This is a genomic window from Alteromonas sp. 1_MG-2023 (assembly GCF_030547075.1).
Classification (GTDB): Bacteria; Pseudomonadota; Gammaproteobacteria; order Enterobacterales; family Alteromonadaceae; genus Alteromonas.
On sequence record NZ_JAUOQH010000001.1, the window covers coordinates 329,251 to 343,801 of the forward strand.

Annotated in this window: 12 protein-coding genes; 5 read left to right on the forward strand and 7 right to left on the reverse strand. The window is 44.6% G+C overall.

The genetic code is table 11. From position 1 onward, the window contains the following. Positions 1–204: 204 nt before the first annotated feature. From Q4561_RS01390 to Q4561_RS01410, 5 genes are all read right to left on the reverse strand, one after another. The gene (locus tag Q4561_RS01390) at positions 205–1,824 is read right to left on the reverse strand and encodes a methyl-accepting chemotaxis protein (RefSeq protein WP_303456902.1); all 1,620 of its coding nucleotides are present in this window, start codon (positions 1,822–1,824) and stop codon (positions 205–207) included. A 154-nt stretch (positions 1,825–1,978) separates the two neighbouring features. Continuing rightward, a complete protein-coding gene (locus Q4561_RS01395) occupies positions 1,979–3,160 on the reverse strand; it encodes a topoisomerase IV (RefSeq protein ID WP_303456904.1) in 1,182 nt (393 codons plus the stop codon). A 31-nt stretch (positions 3,161–3,191) separates the two neighbouring features. Then, positions 3,192–3,596 (reverse strand): phosphate ABC transporter substrate-binding protein, encoded by a 405-nt coding sequence (locus tag Q4561_RS01400; protein ID WP_303456906.1) that lies wholly within the window; start codon positions 3,594–3,596, stop codon positions 3,192–3,194. A gap of 471 nt (positions 3,597–4,067) precedes the next feature. Continuing rightward, on the reverse strand, positions 4,068–7,178 hold the full coding sequence (locus tag Q4561_RS01405; protein WP_303456909.1) for an efflux RND transporter permease subunit: 3,111 nt from the start codon (positions 7,176–7,178) through the stop codon (positions 4,068–4,070). A gap of 3 nt (positions 7,179–7,181) precedes the next feature. Continuing rightward, positions 7,182–8,243 (reverse strand): efflux RND transporter periplasmic adaptor subunit, encoded by a 1,062-nt coding sequence (locus Q4561_RS01410; RefSeq protein WP_303456911.1) that lies wholly within the window; start codon positions 8,241–8,243, stop codon positions 7,182–7,184. 212 nt (positions 8,244–8,455) lie between these two features. Here Q4561_RS01410 and Q4561_RS01415 point away from each other — a divergent pair, with 212 nt between their 5' ends. The 5 genes from Q4561_RS01415 to Q4561_RS01435 all read left to right on the forward strand — a co-directional run bounded on the left by Q4561_RS01415 (position 8,456) and on the right by Q4561_RS01435 (position 12,749). Continuing rightward, positions 8,456–8,911 (forward strand): NUDIX hydrolase, encoded by a 456-nt coding sequence (locus tag Q4561_RS01415; protein ID WP_303456913.1) that lies wholly within the window; start codon positions 8,456–8,458, stop codon positions 8,909–8,911. A gap of 118 nt (positions 8,912–9,029) precedes the next feature. Beyond that, entirely contained in the window at positions 9,030–9,797 is a 768-nt protein-coding gene (locus Q4561_RS01420; RefSeq protein ID WP_303456915.1) for a class II aldolase/adducin family protein, read from the forward strand. 66 nt (positions 9,798–9,863) lie between these two features. Then, entirely contained in the window at positions 9,864–11,048 is a 1,185-nt protein-coding gene (locus Q4561_RS01425) for a mandelate racemase/muconate lactonizing enzyme family protein (protein ID WP_303456916.1), read from the forward strand. Positions 11,049–11,112: 64 nt separating this feature from the next. After that, positions 11,113–12,399, forward strand: coding sequence for a hypothetical protein (locus Q4561_RS01430; RefSeq protein WP_303456919.1), 1,287 nt, complete (start codon positions 11,113–11,115; stop codon positions 12,397–12,399). Next, positions 12,396–12,749 (forward strand): hypothetical protein, encoded by a 354-nt coding sequence (locus Q4561_RS01435; protein WP_303456922.1) that lies wholly within the window; start codon positions 12,396–12,398, stop codon positions 12,747–12,749. The genes Q4561_RS01430 and Q4561_RS01435 overlap by 4 nt, the downstream gene beginning before the upstream one ends. Before the next feature lie 6 nt (positions 12,750–12,755). Here the strand turns inward: Q4561_RS01435 and Q4561_RS01440 are convergent, their stop codons facing one another. Beyond that, positions 12,756–13,667: an amidohydrolase gene (locus tag Q4561_RS01440; protein ID WP_303456925.1), complete on the reverse strand. Its 912-nt coding sequence runs from the start codon at positions 13,665–13,667 to the stop codon at positions 12,756–12,758. Further along, on the reverse strand, positions 13,664–14,413 hold the full coding sequence (locus Q4561_RS01445) for an SDR family NAD(P)-dependent oxidoreductase (RefSeq protein WP_303456927.1): 750 nt from the start codon (positions 14,411–14,413) through the stop codon (positions 13,664–13,666). Before Q4561_RS01445 ends, Q4561_RS01440 begins: the two co-directional genes overlap by 4 nt. Positions 14,414–14,551 lie beyond the last annotated feature (138 nt).

Here is a 14,551-nt window from a genome sequence, read left to right on the forward strand (position 1 = left end):
GGGATTTTTTTGTCTATCGTAATACCGTATTCCTATCACGATCAGCCCGCTAAGTCGATGCTGCTATCGAGATACTTCAGTTTATATGCACACTTAATTACATGCTTTGCTATGTGAAACGACTTGGCACAATGAGAAAGCAAAACGCCCTCAGTTTAAGTGCTAAGGGCGTTTTTTGTTTAGCTTATGCGCATTCTATAGGCGCTATACGCGGAACTGCTTCGCTATCGATTCCAAATGCTGTGCTAAATCGGCAAGTTCATTACACATAACACCAAGCTCCCCTGAACGGCCTGCTGTCTTTTCAGTACGCTCATGAATTTCATCAACGTGACGTACAATATCTACTGCCACGGTACGTTGATCTTCAGTATTGTGGGCAATCTGTTCGTTCATTTGGTTTATTCGACCAATGGTACTGGTAATGGTCTCTAAGCTAATACCGGCTTTATTGGCAGTTTCAACGCTATTCGTTGCTTGCTCAGTACCACGAGCCATTACTTCAACCGCAGAGTGCGCCGCACTTTGAAGTTGTTCAATGGTACTTTGAATCTCTTCTGTTGACTGCTGTGTACGAGATGCCAAGGTACGCACTTCATCAGCAACTACCGCAAACCCACGCCCCTGCTCCCCTGCCCTTGCAGCTTCAATGGCAGCATTAAGTGCTAAAAGATTAGTTTGCTCTGCAATGCCTTTAATTACATCAAGTACCGAGCCCACCTTGTTAGAGTCTGATTCAAGCCGCGCAATAACGTCTGCGGTTTCTCGCACGTTATCGGCCAATTGCTGAATGCTAGATACAGTTTGTTGCACTATTAAGCGGCCTTCACTGGCAGCACTGGTTGCTTCGTTAGCATCTCCAGCAGCTTGCGCTGCACTGTGAGCCACACCGTCCACTGAACCACTCATGGTATCTACAGCTTGTTTTGCGTTTTGCGCAGACTGTTGCTGAACATCAATCGTGCGCTGAGTTTCTTCTGTAAGACCGCGCATGTTTTGGGCTAGATTCGATAAGGGCAAGCTTGCCTCTACTACATCTTTCACAACGCCCTGCAACTTATCCATAAACTGATTGAACCAATAAACTAACTCGCCAATTTCATCTTCGCTTTTGGTAGCAATACGAACGGTTAAATCACCATTCTCTTGGGCAATATCTTTAAGCGAACGTACTACGTCATCAATGCTTTGTTTAATGCCGCGAACAATAGGAACCGCAGTGGCAAACAACAATAGTGTAACGACTATGGTCATCACCACACCGGTACTAATTAATGAGGTATTTGCTGCATTGGTGCGCTCAAAAGACGCAACAAATGCCGATTGTTGTTCATCTTTAAAATTAGTCATCGATGCAATAACCGCATCATATGAGCTATTCATTTGTGCTGACAACTGACCTAAACGACTAAAGTCTGCTGTGCCATCGACCATGGATTGAGATACGCCATAGGCGACTTCAAAATAATCATCAAACCCTTCGGATATATCAGATATTGTGGAACGGAACTCGGGGCTGATTTCACTAATTCCATTTAACCCAGCTTTCGCTTCAGAGGCTAATTCGCTAGCAGCATCTAACGTATCGTGGTCGCCGGTTGTCACCGCACTACTTAAGGTATCCCTTACTTTTTGCATATCAACCAGTGTAGATGCGGATAATTGCAACGCTGGAAACTGAACCTTTTCAACTTTTTCAAGGGTATCGCCGTTGTTCAGTGCAACGTAGACAGTAATTAAAAGGTAAATAATAAAACTGAGTGCAGCAATTCCTGGTATTAGAAAAATCTTTGTTGCGATGGGCATTTTTTTTAGGAAATTCATTTTTATTTCACCGATTACGTCACAATACTTTAGGCTTGGCCATACAATACGACCTTGTAGTTTTATATCGTCTCATTCACAAAAAACTTTAGAAAAAACGCAGCCCTGCGCAATATTGAGCAGGGCATTAGGTTAGGTTACAGTGACCTTTAATTTAGAATGTATAGTTCGCCCCCACTCTAAGCAAAGTCGCATCATTAAGGTCATTTAAATCATCCGAATACCAGGTGACTTCCGCTTTTAGCGCGAAGCCTGGCTCAACGTCGTATCGAAGGCCTAAGGTTACTGCTGATACGTCAAGCGCTTGGTCCGCGGCAATGCCCGTAGCAGCTTGATAAATACTAGACCAGGTCGCATCTGTTGTCGCATCACCCGTATCAATAGTGCTCGGAAGGGCTGCAATAAGTGCGGCTTGGTCATCATTATCGGCCTCTTCAACCTCATAAGTAATATGCGGTGTAAATTTGCCAAAACGCATACCTGCAGTGATATACCATGCTTCGTTAGAAGCAATAATAGCATCGTCCACTTCGGTTTTTGTAAATTCAGCACCAACGAACCAATCGTACTTATCAATATCAACAGCGACCTCAAAAAACACACCGGTATCTTCATTTACGCTGAAGCCTTCTGCAGCCGTTATAGCAGAAGGAATAATACTGCCGAATTGTGCCATTCCGGCAACAAAGGTATCAAAATCTTCGTTTACTGCTGACGTTGTGCCTCGTGCCAGTAACGTACGAGCACTAAACCAATCACGGGTAGCTTCGAATGAAACCGCCATCACGTTTTCCAGTTCAAGTGCAGCCTCTGTACCCGAAATAGTTGTGTCGGCCTCGACATGACCGAACGTAACCTGAGCGCCATACTCCCAGTCACCAGAGTAGGTGCTATAGTCAATTCGCACACCATCGATATTGTTAAAATCGATGCCATAAACCGCATCTGGTGGCGTTAACCAATGATAGGAATAACCTACATCTAACGAAGAAGAGTATTTAAACAAAGGCATACGTATTCGACCGGCACTGACGCTGACATTGTTCGATACCATATAAGTCATGTAAGCCCATTCAAAGCTTGCATCGTAATCTTCACTACCGCGACCAACAAGCTGGGCTGTTGCAGAAAGCTTATCGCTTACATCACCGCGTACTTGTAGCCCAAAAACACTCGCAGGGTCGAAACTAAAATCACTGTCATAGTCGTACACAGCTTCGTCTTCATCCAGTGTCATACCACCGATTAGGTTAGCGAAGCCGTTAATCTGAATTTCTGCAAATATTGGCGCTGACATCAAGCTAGCAGCAGTTAAAAAGGCAAGTTTAGTTTTCATGCTCGTTCCTCAAAATTCTTAAACTGGGTAATCAAAAAGTGGCAACTACGCGAACGCTACCGTCTACGGAGCCAGCATCCACATAGCCAATTGCACCGGGGTCGGCGGCAACGGCTGAAATTACCTCTGCGTCGCTACCCAATGCCTTAGGTGGCTGACCTTTTCCTGTAAAAACCAACTTAGACCAAAATGCGGTCAGCTGAGAGGTAGATTTATTCAAGACTTTTTGATTGAATTCGTCAGTCGCCGATTGACCTTCTGCAAGGGCAAGAGGAACTGCTGAGGTGCCGTTTGGAAAAGCTTTCATCTTGTTAAGAAAGAGACGGCTGATTGAGCCTTTATCTAATGCATCACCGTTATCGGGATGTACGATTACTGCTACATCGGCGAAAGCCATGCTGCTGCATAAGCCTGCTGCTAGTATCCACTGTTTCATTGCTTGTCCTCAAAGTCATTGGTGTTTCGGGAGTGCTAAACAGAGCGCGCTCGCTCTTGATGCAATAACCGATTCGCTTGTTTTCTATTCTTACTCATACAGATATGCTTCTGCTTCAAGGCTAAAATAAGTATTAGCAAGGATCTGAAAAACTGCCAGCTAACTGGATTAAATTATTATCCAAAAGTAGTAAGAATAAGCCGTTGGCTTGAAAAGTGAGCGCATTGTAGTCAGGAAAAATCAAGAGACAATTAGACTAAAGTTAAGAGGTACAAAAGTAGGTCTATACTTGATAATTTTGATTTTTTAAAAATAGAACTGATATACAAATAGAACTTTAAAAACAGAGGGATATATGAATTTTAGGGCGTGATTAATAGGCATGACACACCATATTAGAGTATAAAAACACATACTCTAATATGATGCTGTTTTTTATTAGAGCTCGATGCGTTCGAGCGGATGAAAAGCTTAGTGCTCTTCACCTTTACGGTAAGGGATATCAACTTCTAAACGATCAATTTCCAGGGTACGCTCTTGCGGCGATCCAGTATTGCGCGCCAGCCAACTGTAAGCAGTCGGCACTACATATAAGGTCATGAAAGTTGAAACCAGCACACCTGCCGCTATTACCATACCGATGACCATCCGACTTTCTGCACCAGGGCCAGACGCAAAAACCAAAGGCAAAGAACTAAACACGGTAGTAAAGCCAGTCATCACAATAGGGCGAAGACGTTGAGCTGCAGCACGCCTTAACGCATTATCAAATTCCATCCCCGCATCACGCAATTGGTTAGCGAATTCTACTATAAGAATACCGTTTTTCGCAGCAAGCCCAATCAACATCACTAAGCCTATTTGGCTATAAATATTCAGCGTCATACCAGCAAAATAAAGGCCTATAAATGCCCCAACCATTGCTAATGGCACGGTTAGCATTATCACTAAAGGATGCACCCAACTTTCAAATTGCGCCGCAAGAATGAGGTAGGTAACGGCTAACGCCAACATGAAAACATAGACAAATGAATTCCCTTGTTCTTGATAAAGCTGTGACTCGCCTTTGTAGTCTATAGAGACATTCTCAGGAAGCTCAGTGCGTACGATATTTTCAAGATAAGCTAGTCCCTCTCCTAATGTGTAATCGCCAGCAAGGTTGGCTGAAATAGTGACAGCACGCATCCGGTTGTAACGATTTAAGCGAGAAGAAGTTGCCTGCTCTTCGAAAGTAAGCAGGTTATCCATGGGAATAAGCTCACCAGTTCTTGCTGAACGAACGTACAGGTTATCAATGCTGTTAGGGCTTCTAAAATCAGCCTCTATCCCTTCAATAATCACATCATACTCTTCGCCTCTGTCTAAAAAGGTAGACACAGTACGTTGGCCTAACATCACTTCTAACGTGCGGCCAATATCACTAATAGACACACCTAAATCGGCTGCTCGGTCTCTGTCTATGTTTACCAGAAGCTGGGGGGAGGTCTCTTTGTAATCAGAATCAATGCGTACTAAGTTTCGATTCTCTGATGCTTTTTCAATCAGGATGTCACGCCACTCAACTAAGTTCTCGTAAGTATCCCCTTGCAATACAAACTGCACTGGGCGACCAAAGCCTGCCCCGGAAATTCCGCTTCGCATAATCGCAAAAGCTCTCACATCAGGTACGGCATTAAGTTTTGCACTTATTTCGTCCATCAATGTGAAAGTACTAAAATCCCTTTCATCCCAATCAGCAGAACCAATAATCGCCATACCAGCGTTGTTGCCAAACCCAGGTGTACGCACCAGTAATCTACCTATTTCACCGCTCTCACGGTAAGGCATGAGTATATCTTCTATGAGTTTCAAGTTAGCGGCATTGCTTTCAAAGCTGGCCCCTTCTTGGGCATTCATTAGAATATAAAAATTACCACGGTCTTCTTTGGGTACAAATTCACTTGGCAGCTTTTGTGCCATTTGTACTAACGCCACAACAGATACAATCAGCAGTAACACCATAAGAAACGGTTGATGAATAGTGCTGCCTAAGCTTTTGAAGTAACGGTTTTCCAGCGCATGAAAACGCTTATCCATCCATGCGCCGAAACCGGCAGAACGGGTACGCTTTTTCAAAATTTTAGACGCCATCATGGGCGATAAGGTCAATGCGGTAAAACTAGAAAACGCCACTGCCGCTGCAATCGCTAAGGCAAACTCAGTAAATAAGCGCCCCACATTACCTTCTAAAAATACCAAGGGTACGAACACTGAAATGAGTACCAAGGTAGTCGCAATAACCGCAAAGCCAACTTCTCTAGCCCCGCGATAGGCAGCAAGAATAGGCGGCTCTCCCATTTCTATACGACGTGAAATATTCTCAAGCACTACAATGGCATCATCTACCACTAATCCAATCGCTAAAACCATGGCCAGTAGAGTAAGTAAGTTGATAGAGAAGCCTAAGGCATACATAACGATAAAGGCTGCCACTAACGATACGGGCACGGTTACCGCAGGAATTAAGGTGGCTCGTACATTGCCCAAGAATAAGTAAATCACAATCACCACCATCAGCATGGCGATGGCGAGGGTTTCGTATACTTCGTTAATTGAGGCTTCAATAAATACTGATGAGTCGTAGCTAGGTACAATAAATATATTGTCTGGTAAGGTTTCTTCAATTTTCTGAATTTGCGCTTTGGCAGAGCGTGCTACATCTAAGGTGTTGGCTTTAGATTGTTTAATAATTCCCAAGCCAATCATATTAACGCCGTCACCTCTAAATTCGGTTTCGTCGTCTTCTGCTGCCAACTCTACTTGAGCAATTTCGCCCAACCGAACTAGGTAACCGTCATCTCCAACCGCAACGGTTAGGGCTGCGAAGTCATCTTCAGATAAGAAGGTTCGGGCAACACGTACTTCAAAGTTTCTATCAAAAGACTCCACTTCACCTGCGGGGAGCTCAACGTTCTCAGAGCTAATTACGCTCTCGACATCAGTGACGGTAATCCCTCGCGCAGCCATAGCATTTCTGTCTAAAAAGACTTTCATGGCATAACGACGCCCTCCACCAAGCTGCACTCGAGCAACGCCGTCGGCAACCGATAAACGGTCCACTAAGAAACGCTCTGCGTAATCGGTAAGCTCCATAGTGTTAAGGTTGGTACTGCGTAAGTTGTACCAAACGATGGCGCTTTGGTCAGAGTCGGCTTTAGATACCTCAGGCGGATCGGCCTGATCGGGCAAGTTATTTAGCGCACGACTTACTCGCTCTCGCACATCGTTAGCGGCAGCGTCTATGTCTCTGGATAACTTAAATTCTATGGTGATATCGGAGCGGCCATTGGCCGACATCGAGGTAATGTTTTTAATCCCCTCAATACCAGAGATTCTATCTTCCAATAATTGGGTAATTCGGGTCTCGACGATATTAGCCGATGCACCTGTATATTTAGTAGAAACCGACACAATAGGCGGGTCGATATCGGGGTACTCGCGAAGGGCCAGCATGGAAATGGCAACTACACCAAAGATAATAAGCAGTAGGTTAACCACCGTGGCAAATACTGGCCTTTTTACCGAAATGTCAGATAACAGCATGTCTTAACCCTCGTTATTGCGATTAAGCACGTTAACCGCCGATTGGTCGCGCACGCGCAACGTACCTTCCGTAATCACTTCATCGCCTTCTTGAAGGCCAGACACAATTTGAACTATTCCCGGTCTACGCTCACCAATAGTCACTTCTTGTTGATGTGCCACCTCATCTTTTACTACATAAACATACTGGCTATCTTGCACCGGCACTAATGCTTTTTCAGGAAGAATTAAGGTATTAAGCACACGCTTTTCAACCACGATAGTCATTAACATGCCAGGGCGAAGCCTTTGGTCTTTGTTATCGATAATAGCCCGTACGCTAATAGCACGGCTGATAGGATCTAATCGTGTATCAATGTGGGTTATTTTTCCGGTGAAAAACACCCCCGGATAGGCCACAGAGGTGGCAGTGACTTTCTGGCCTTTGGCCACGCTTGCTAATTGATTCTCAGCAATACTAAAATCTACTTTTACCACGCTAATATCATCTAGAGTGGTGATTACATCGGCAGGTTGAACCAGTGAACCTATACTCACTTGTCTTGCACCCAGCACACCTGAAAATGGCGCGCGAATTTGTAAATCATCAACTTGTGCTTCAGCAATATCTAACTGCGCCTCTAATCCTTTAACCTTAGCTTGTTGCTCATCAAGTAACTGTTCTGATGCGGCGCTAGATTCACGCAAATTGTATATTCGAGTGTATTGACGCTTAGCTTCATCAATATTCGCCCGTAATTCCGCCACTCTCGCCAGTTCTTCATTGTTGTTTAACTGTAAGAGTACTTGGCCTGCCTTTACACTATCGCCATCTTCGAAATTAACAGAGCGTACGGTTTCAGTGACTTGTGCGGTAACCGCAATAGATTCATTCGCTCTGGCGGTACCCAAGGCCTCTATCGTAATTGCCATTTCCCCTTGCTCTACCAACATGGTTTTCACGGTGGTAGGGAGAGGGCCGCCTTTTTTCACCTCTTCATCGGCAGGTAGGTACAGATAGACGACAACAGCCGCTAACAGTAAAGTACCTATAAGTAATGGAGATAGTAATTTGCGTGAAGACATAACCTTTCCTATTGGTAAACATGCACCACGTGATAAAGTAACCAAGATGGTGCAATAACGAGATTCAGGGCCGCGTTCACACTGGGCAACTTTATCTACGTTTTTATTATTATTAATTTTTTCTAAATAGTATTTTACCCAAACAAATGAGTATCAATTTTCGCTTATCATCCATTTTGGTAGTTTTAACGCTTTTTGGATGTACAAAGTCTGTGCCTGAAGCCCCTTTTTGTCGAAGCGTTAATAACGCTAAGCATACTCAAGAGACCGCTGCATGCATCATAAAAGTGCAAAATAGAGCATTGTTAATAAAACACCGCCTTTCAAATCGGTTGGATTTCCCTGGCGGTGGAAAAAAGGATAATGAATCATTAGCATGTGCCGCACACCGCGAAACATGGGAAGAAACGGGTTTTAATGTAGAGGTAGGCAGAAAGTTAGCCGTTACCAAAAACAATCTAGCGTTGTTCGAATGTACGTTAGACGCTGGTGTTGAACTCTTACCCAATGTATTTGATGCGCCCCCGTGGGCTAAGCTAGAAGTGGTTGAATTGGTGCAAGCTGACCCTTTTATGCTGACACATGTCGAGCTACGCTTTCCTGATGATCTCATTGTGTTTCGCGACAGCTTTAACCAAATTGAACCGCGTAAACCCCGCCAAGAATAATCTGGGATTAGTTGTGCCTTTGCCTTTGCTTTGGTAATTTGACTACCCGCTATTGTTAGCGCGGCATTGCGTCATCAATTATCTTCATGTTCAGCCTACAATATTTGGGAGATAGGCCTTGTATTCATTAGCTCCTCTTAGCTTAAAAGGTAAAGTGTCTGACATAGAATGGCAAACTCGAGTCGACTTGGCAGCATGCTACCGACTGGTTGCTGATATGCGCTGGGGTGACCTTATCTACACGCATATTTCGGCTAAAGTACCAGATACAGATCATTATTTAGTTAATGCGTTTGGTTTGGGATTTGACGAAGTGACCGCCTCCAATTTAGTGAAAGTCGATCTTGAAGGCAATATTCTTGATGACTCGCCCTATCAGATTAACCCTGCCGGATTCATTATTCATAGTGCTATTCACGAAGTCCGTCACGATGCAATGTGCGTCATTCACCTGCATACCCTAGCCACTATTTCTGTGGCATCGGTAAAAGGCGGCTTAAAACCGTGGAGTCAGTATTCGTTATTTTCACTGCCTTCGTTGTCGTACCACAGCTACGAAGGGTTAGCGGTAAACGACAGCGAGAAGAGAAGCCTGCAAGATGATCTAGGCGACACTAATCATATGTTACTGCCAAATCATGGCGGTCTAACCCTAGGACCTACTGTGGGCGATGCATTCATGCGCTTTTACGATTTACAACGCGCCTGTGAAATTCAGCTAGCACTGATGCAATCAAACGAAGACGTTATCGATATACCGCAGCCTATTATTGACGGTATTTATCAGCAAGCCAGCGTGGTTCATAGCGGTGAAACCGGCGGCCAGAAAGCCTGGCCCGCCATGTTAAGAAAAGCCTATAAGCTAGACCCAGGTTTTTGTGAATAATGAATTTTTATGGCCGTGGCTAGTGCTGCTAGTGGCGACTAAAAACAGACAATAGAGAAACTATAAATGAAAGTAACCAAAGTAGAAATTTTTGATATTGAATGCCCTAAGCGCCCAGGATGGAATCCTGTATTCGTGCGTGTGTATACCGATGAAGGCATTACCGGTGTGGGCGAAGCCGGTCTCGCCTATGACTGGGGTCACAGTGCAGCAGCGCACATGATAAAAGAAATTACCGAAGCCATGCTAATTGGTTTCAATCCGTTTCATACCGAATTATTGTGGTCGCGTATGCTGCGCGAAGGCTTTTGGGGATTAGGCGGCGGCCCTGTTATTTATGCCGCCATGAGTGCTATAGATACTGCCCTTTGGGATATTAAGGGCAAAGCCCTAGGCCTGCCGGTTTACGAGCTACTAGGCGGAAAGACTAACGGCAAGCTACGCAGCTATGCCAGCCAATTACAGTTCGATTGGGACAAAGAAGTCACTAAACTTAACGATCCTGCCGATTATGCTCGTGCTACTGAAAAAGCATTAAAAGACGGCTACGATGCGGTGAAAGTAGACCCTATTGTTTATGATAAAGACGGAGTCACACACTTCGACCGCACTAAGCTTTTCTCTAAACCAGAATTAAAGCTATTTAAAGCCCGCTTACAGGCCATACGCGACACCATGGGTGAAGATGGCGATATTATTTTTGAATGCCACAGCCTATTAGGGGCATCAACGGCAATTCAGCTTGGTGATATTGTAGAGGAAATTGGCTGCTTATATTACGAAGAGCCTGTGAATTACTTAAACTCGAAACTTCACGATAAAGTGGCTAAAAATGTAAATGTGCCAATCGCCGGCGGTGAACGCTTGTATCACCGCTGGGACGTACGCCCTTATTTGGAAGACCAATCCATTGATGTACTTCAGCCTGATGTAGGCTTATGTGGCGGCTTTACTGAAGCCAAGAAAGTGTGCGACTACGCCGACATTTACGACGTACGCATTCAAGCGCATGTGTGTGGCGGCCCTGTGGCCACTGCGGCAAGCTTGCATTTAGAAACAGCAATACCTAACTTCTTGATTCATGAGCACCATACCTACGCGATTAAAGACTGGAACCGCGAACTGTGCTTACAAGATCCACAACCGGTAAACGGCTTTATTGAAGCGCCAGATACGCCGGGACTAGGTATCGACTTGAACGATGAGATTGTTTATCGCTCACCTCACATGACAATAACAGAGCTTAAATAGCGAAACGCTTAGATAGGGGCAATGGATTACCTTGCCCCGCCTGTTTTCAAGGATAAGAAGAAGTATGTCAGCCCCGTCTTCACCACCAACGTCTTTATGCTCTCCCCCTGTCAGTATTGTTAGCTATTCACCTATCGCTTTAACCCGCAAATTTAGTGCGCTAACGCCGTCTCTAGCCAGTAAGGTTGAAGATGTTATGCACCGCCAAAGTTGGGTGTTAAACCAAGAAAGCAAACTTGATATGGGCTATGTTTCTACTGACTCAGACTTGCTTAGCCCCATGTTCACTCCTTTGGTAAAGCTTGAGGTTGACCATCAAACCCCTGCTTTTCAACACGCCTTTTCCACTTTAGAAGAACTGGGTCTTCAACTTGAAGGGTTGAACTTACGGCTTTACCAAACAGGCATCGCCACGCTACAAGGTTCATTTACCCCTTTGTCGGAAACGCAACTCGCCTTGTGTTGGCAGAAAATTGAAAATAGAGATATAGAACAAGCCTTGTCTTTAATTATGCAGGCGGCGGGAAGCGTAATGATTGACCTGTTGAACGCTGCCTTCGATACACTAAAAAAACACTGTAAGCTTTTGACATCCGAACTCACAGAGACTGACTCGGTGCTTTGGACAGGACGCTGTTACGTTACCTGCGTGCCAGAAACGCCTGAGGAAGCGAGCCGTGTATTTGCGATTATTCATGAATCTGCGCCCGACACCTACGGCGACAACGAAGCCTTCTTTCGCTCTGGTAACTGTTTGTTTTTAAGCAATGAAATTGCGTTATCTCTTGATAACCGCCGCGTGTTGTTTTTACTCCAGCATTACAACGCACTACTGTATGCCTATCAACAATCTATGAGTAATGCATATCATCAACTGCAATCACTAAAAGCGCTGTCATCGGGGAAACGAAGAAAAGCCCTCGAGAAATTGATCCAACGCATGGTTTCAATTAAAACCCTAGAGTATATTCGATTGGAGTTTTGTGACTCCCTTCGAGGTTTACAAGGTAGCAGGAAACCTTTAGCCCAAGCCTTGATAAACGCGTGGGAAATTAATACGGTAGAAGAAAGTTTACTTGATAGAGCGGCGTATATTAATAACGCCATATCCAGTTACGAGAACCAACTTAATCGTGCTATAAATAAATCGATTGAAGTCATATTGATGCTGATTGGTGGCGTGTCATTGGTGGATATTACCAATAACTTCGTTACCGCCGCGCAAAAGGTGGAACACGATAGTACTTGGGGTATTTATGATATTTTCTCGCTAATGTCGTCTGAGAATACGGTTAATCTAGCCTTAATAGCCGTGCTATTAATGGCCTTACTATTTGCGAAGAACAAATGAATAAACGCACTAAATTCACCATTATATTAACACCCGGCGCTCATGCTTATGATGCAGTTAAGCATGCGTTAAGCGACTACCTTTCAGCCTACCACGGTGGTTGCACGCATATAAATTGCGAAGGTGCGTGGCGAGCAGATGCACATAAATTTAAATCTTGTTATGAGGCTGAAGTACTTACCGAGCAATCATTATGTGTATGGTGTTCTGTTATGCCAGATAAAGCAGAGCGCTTTATTGATGAACTTCGTGCCTACCTTTCTATTGTGAAAAAGCAGCACAATGCCGACTTCGGCTTTGTACATATTGAGAGCGAAATAGTGACCGCTCACCATCAGTTTATTGATTAGTCATACTTATAGGTTTAGCGAATACCACTTCGCTGTGTTCGTCGCCATGAGCTTATCCGTTGCTGCCCCGCCAAAAGTAGCTGGCATTTGTTCAGCTAGGGTGTTGAGCATAGTGTTATAGCCCGACCACAGTGCATTATAACTGCAGCGCCAGTTAGAAAGTGGAAAATTGCTTGCTAACATCACGCGTTCAATACCAAAAATAGCCACGGTTTTTGCTACTATTTTTTGCGCAATACGCCACTGCCAATTTCTGCAATGCATCTCCCATCCTGATAACTTCACTGCCACCCTAGAACACTGCGCTAGCGCTTGCATATTGCTTTCCCACTGCTTAACGTACTTAGCGGTAACATCCGTCGCAATCAAGGCTGCGCCTACATGGTTGATAATAACGTTAAGCGTTGGCACCGCATCTAAAATATTAAGCAGCGCCTTTACCGCCCTACAATCACCAATATCCAATTGGGCATCAAAGGATAACTCATACTCGCTACATCGCTTTAGCCCATGTTTGGTTTTAGGGTGAGCCAGAATAGGGGCAGCCTGCTCATCTAAAATGTGGCGAAGCCCTGCCACCGAAGACTGCCCTGTCACCGAATAAAGACCAGCCAAAGCTTCTATATGCGACAAGGTATTTACACTACATAAATCTATACAGGCCACACTTTTAAACGGTAACTGAGCATGCTGTTCTAAATAGCGAATTTCCCGCCAAGGGCGCTCATTATCAAAACCCGCTTCAACATGCACGTAACCTACAAGGGTATGACCGTTAGTTAACTTCAGGTTTCTCTCATCGCTTGGCACAGCGATAGCTTGCTTGTCTTGCCAATGGGGCGGATGTTGCGGCTTTAGCCAATAATAGTCACCAGCATCAAGGGCAAAAAAGTGTAGGTGACCATCTACAATTTTCATCGTGCGGTATAACCGCCATCAACGGCATGTAAGCTACCTGTGATAAAACTCGCTTTTTCACTACAAAGGAAATACACCAGTTCCGACACATCTTCTGGTTGGCCTAAACGCCCGATAGGCTGCTCAGCCGCCTCCTGGGCAACCACTTGGGCTTTATCTGCACCGCTAGCCGCTACATATTTATCTATGGCGTGGTGAAACAAAGGCGTTTCTATTGTGCCTGGGCACACCGCGTTCGCGCGAATATTAAAAGGGGCATAATCTAGGGCGGTGGTTTTTGCCATAGACGCCAATGCAGATTTGGTTAAACCGTAAGCAAAAGAGTTTTGCTTGCCAACAAAACATTGATCTGAACCCATTACCACAATGGCACCACTTTTCTGCGCTTTCATGGTCGGCAATGTTGCTTTTATTGCGCCGTAAGCCCCCTTAATATTAAGGCTCATTATTTTGTCTAGCAAAGCTTCATCGGTATCTTCAATAGTGGCCGATACATGTATACCCGCATTGCACACCAAGGCATCAATACGGCCATACTTAGTCGCTATTTGATTTATAGCGTCGCTCACTTGCTCCACTTTACTGACATCACAAGCCACCCATTGTGCATGAGTTGGTGCGTCGTCAAAATCTCTTATATCAAGATTGATTACACGGTAACCATTTTCGCTAAAGGTATTACACACGGCTAAGCCAATTCCTAAACTCCCGCCGGTGACCACACAGACTGATTGCGCTTTACTCATGAGATTCTTACATTCTTTATTGGGTACTAACTTGGGTTATAGGATGCCAGCGAGTTATTGAAAAGCAAGTGTTGTCCGTGTTTAGCTTACCCCGTTTATTGAATAAAACAGGCGTTCTGGCCATCCCCCGACTATTAT

Coding starts and splice junctions, on each gene's coding strand:
- Q4561_RS01390 (WP_303456902.1), bottom strand. CDS start 1,824: ATGAATTTCCTAAAAAAAATGCCCATCGCAACAAAGATTTTTCTAATA.
- Q4561_RS01395 (WP_303456904.1), bottom strand. CDS start 3,160: ATGAAAACTAAACTTGCCTTTTTAACTGCTGCTAGCTTGATGTCAGCG.
- Q4561_RS01400 (WP_303456906.1), bottom strand. CDS start 3,596: ATGAAACAGTGGATACTAGCAGCAGGCTTATGCAGCAGCATGGCTTTC.
- Q4561_RS01405 (WP_303456909.1), bottom strand. CDS start 7,178: ATGCTGTTATCTGACATTTCGGTAAAAAGGCCAGTATTTGCCACGGTG.
- Q4561_RS01410 (WP_303456911.1), bottom strand. CDS start 8,243: ATGTCTTCACGCAAATTACTATCTCCATTACTTATAGGTACTTTACTG.
- Q4561_RS01425 (WP_303456916.1), top strand. CDS start 9,864: ATGAAAGTAACCAAAGTAGAAATTTTTGATATTGAATGCCCTAAGCGC.
- Q4561_RS01430 (WP_303456919.1), top strand. CDS start 11,113: ATGTCAGCCCCGTCTTCACCACCAACGTCTTTATGCTCTCCCCCTGTC.
- Q4561_RS01435 (WP_303456922.1), top strand. CDS start 12,396: ATGAATAAACGCACTAAATTCACCATTATATTAACACCCGGCGCTCAT.
- Q4561_RS01440 (WP_303456925.1), bottom strand. CDS start 13,667: ATGAAAATTGTAGATGGTCACCTACACTTTTTTGCCCTTGATGCTGGT.
- Q4561_RS01445 (WP_303456927.1), bottom strand. CDS start 14,413: ATGAGTAAAGCGCAATCAGTCTGTGTGGTCACCGGCGGGAGTTTAGGA.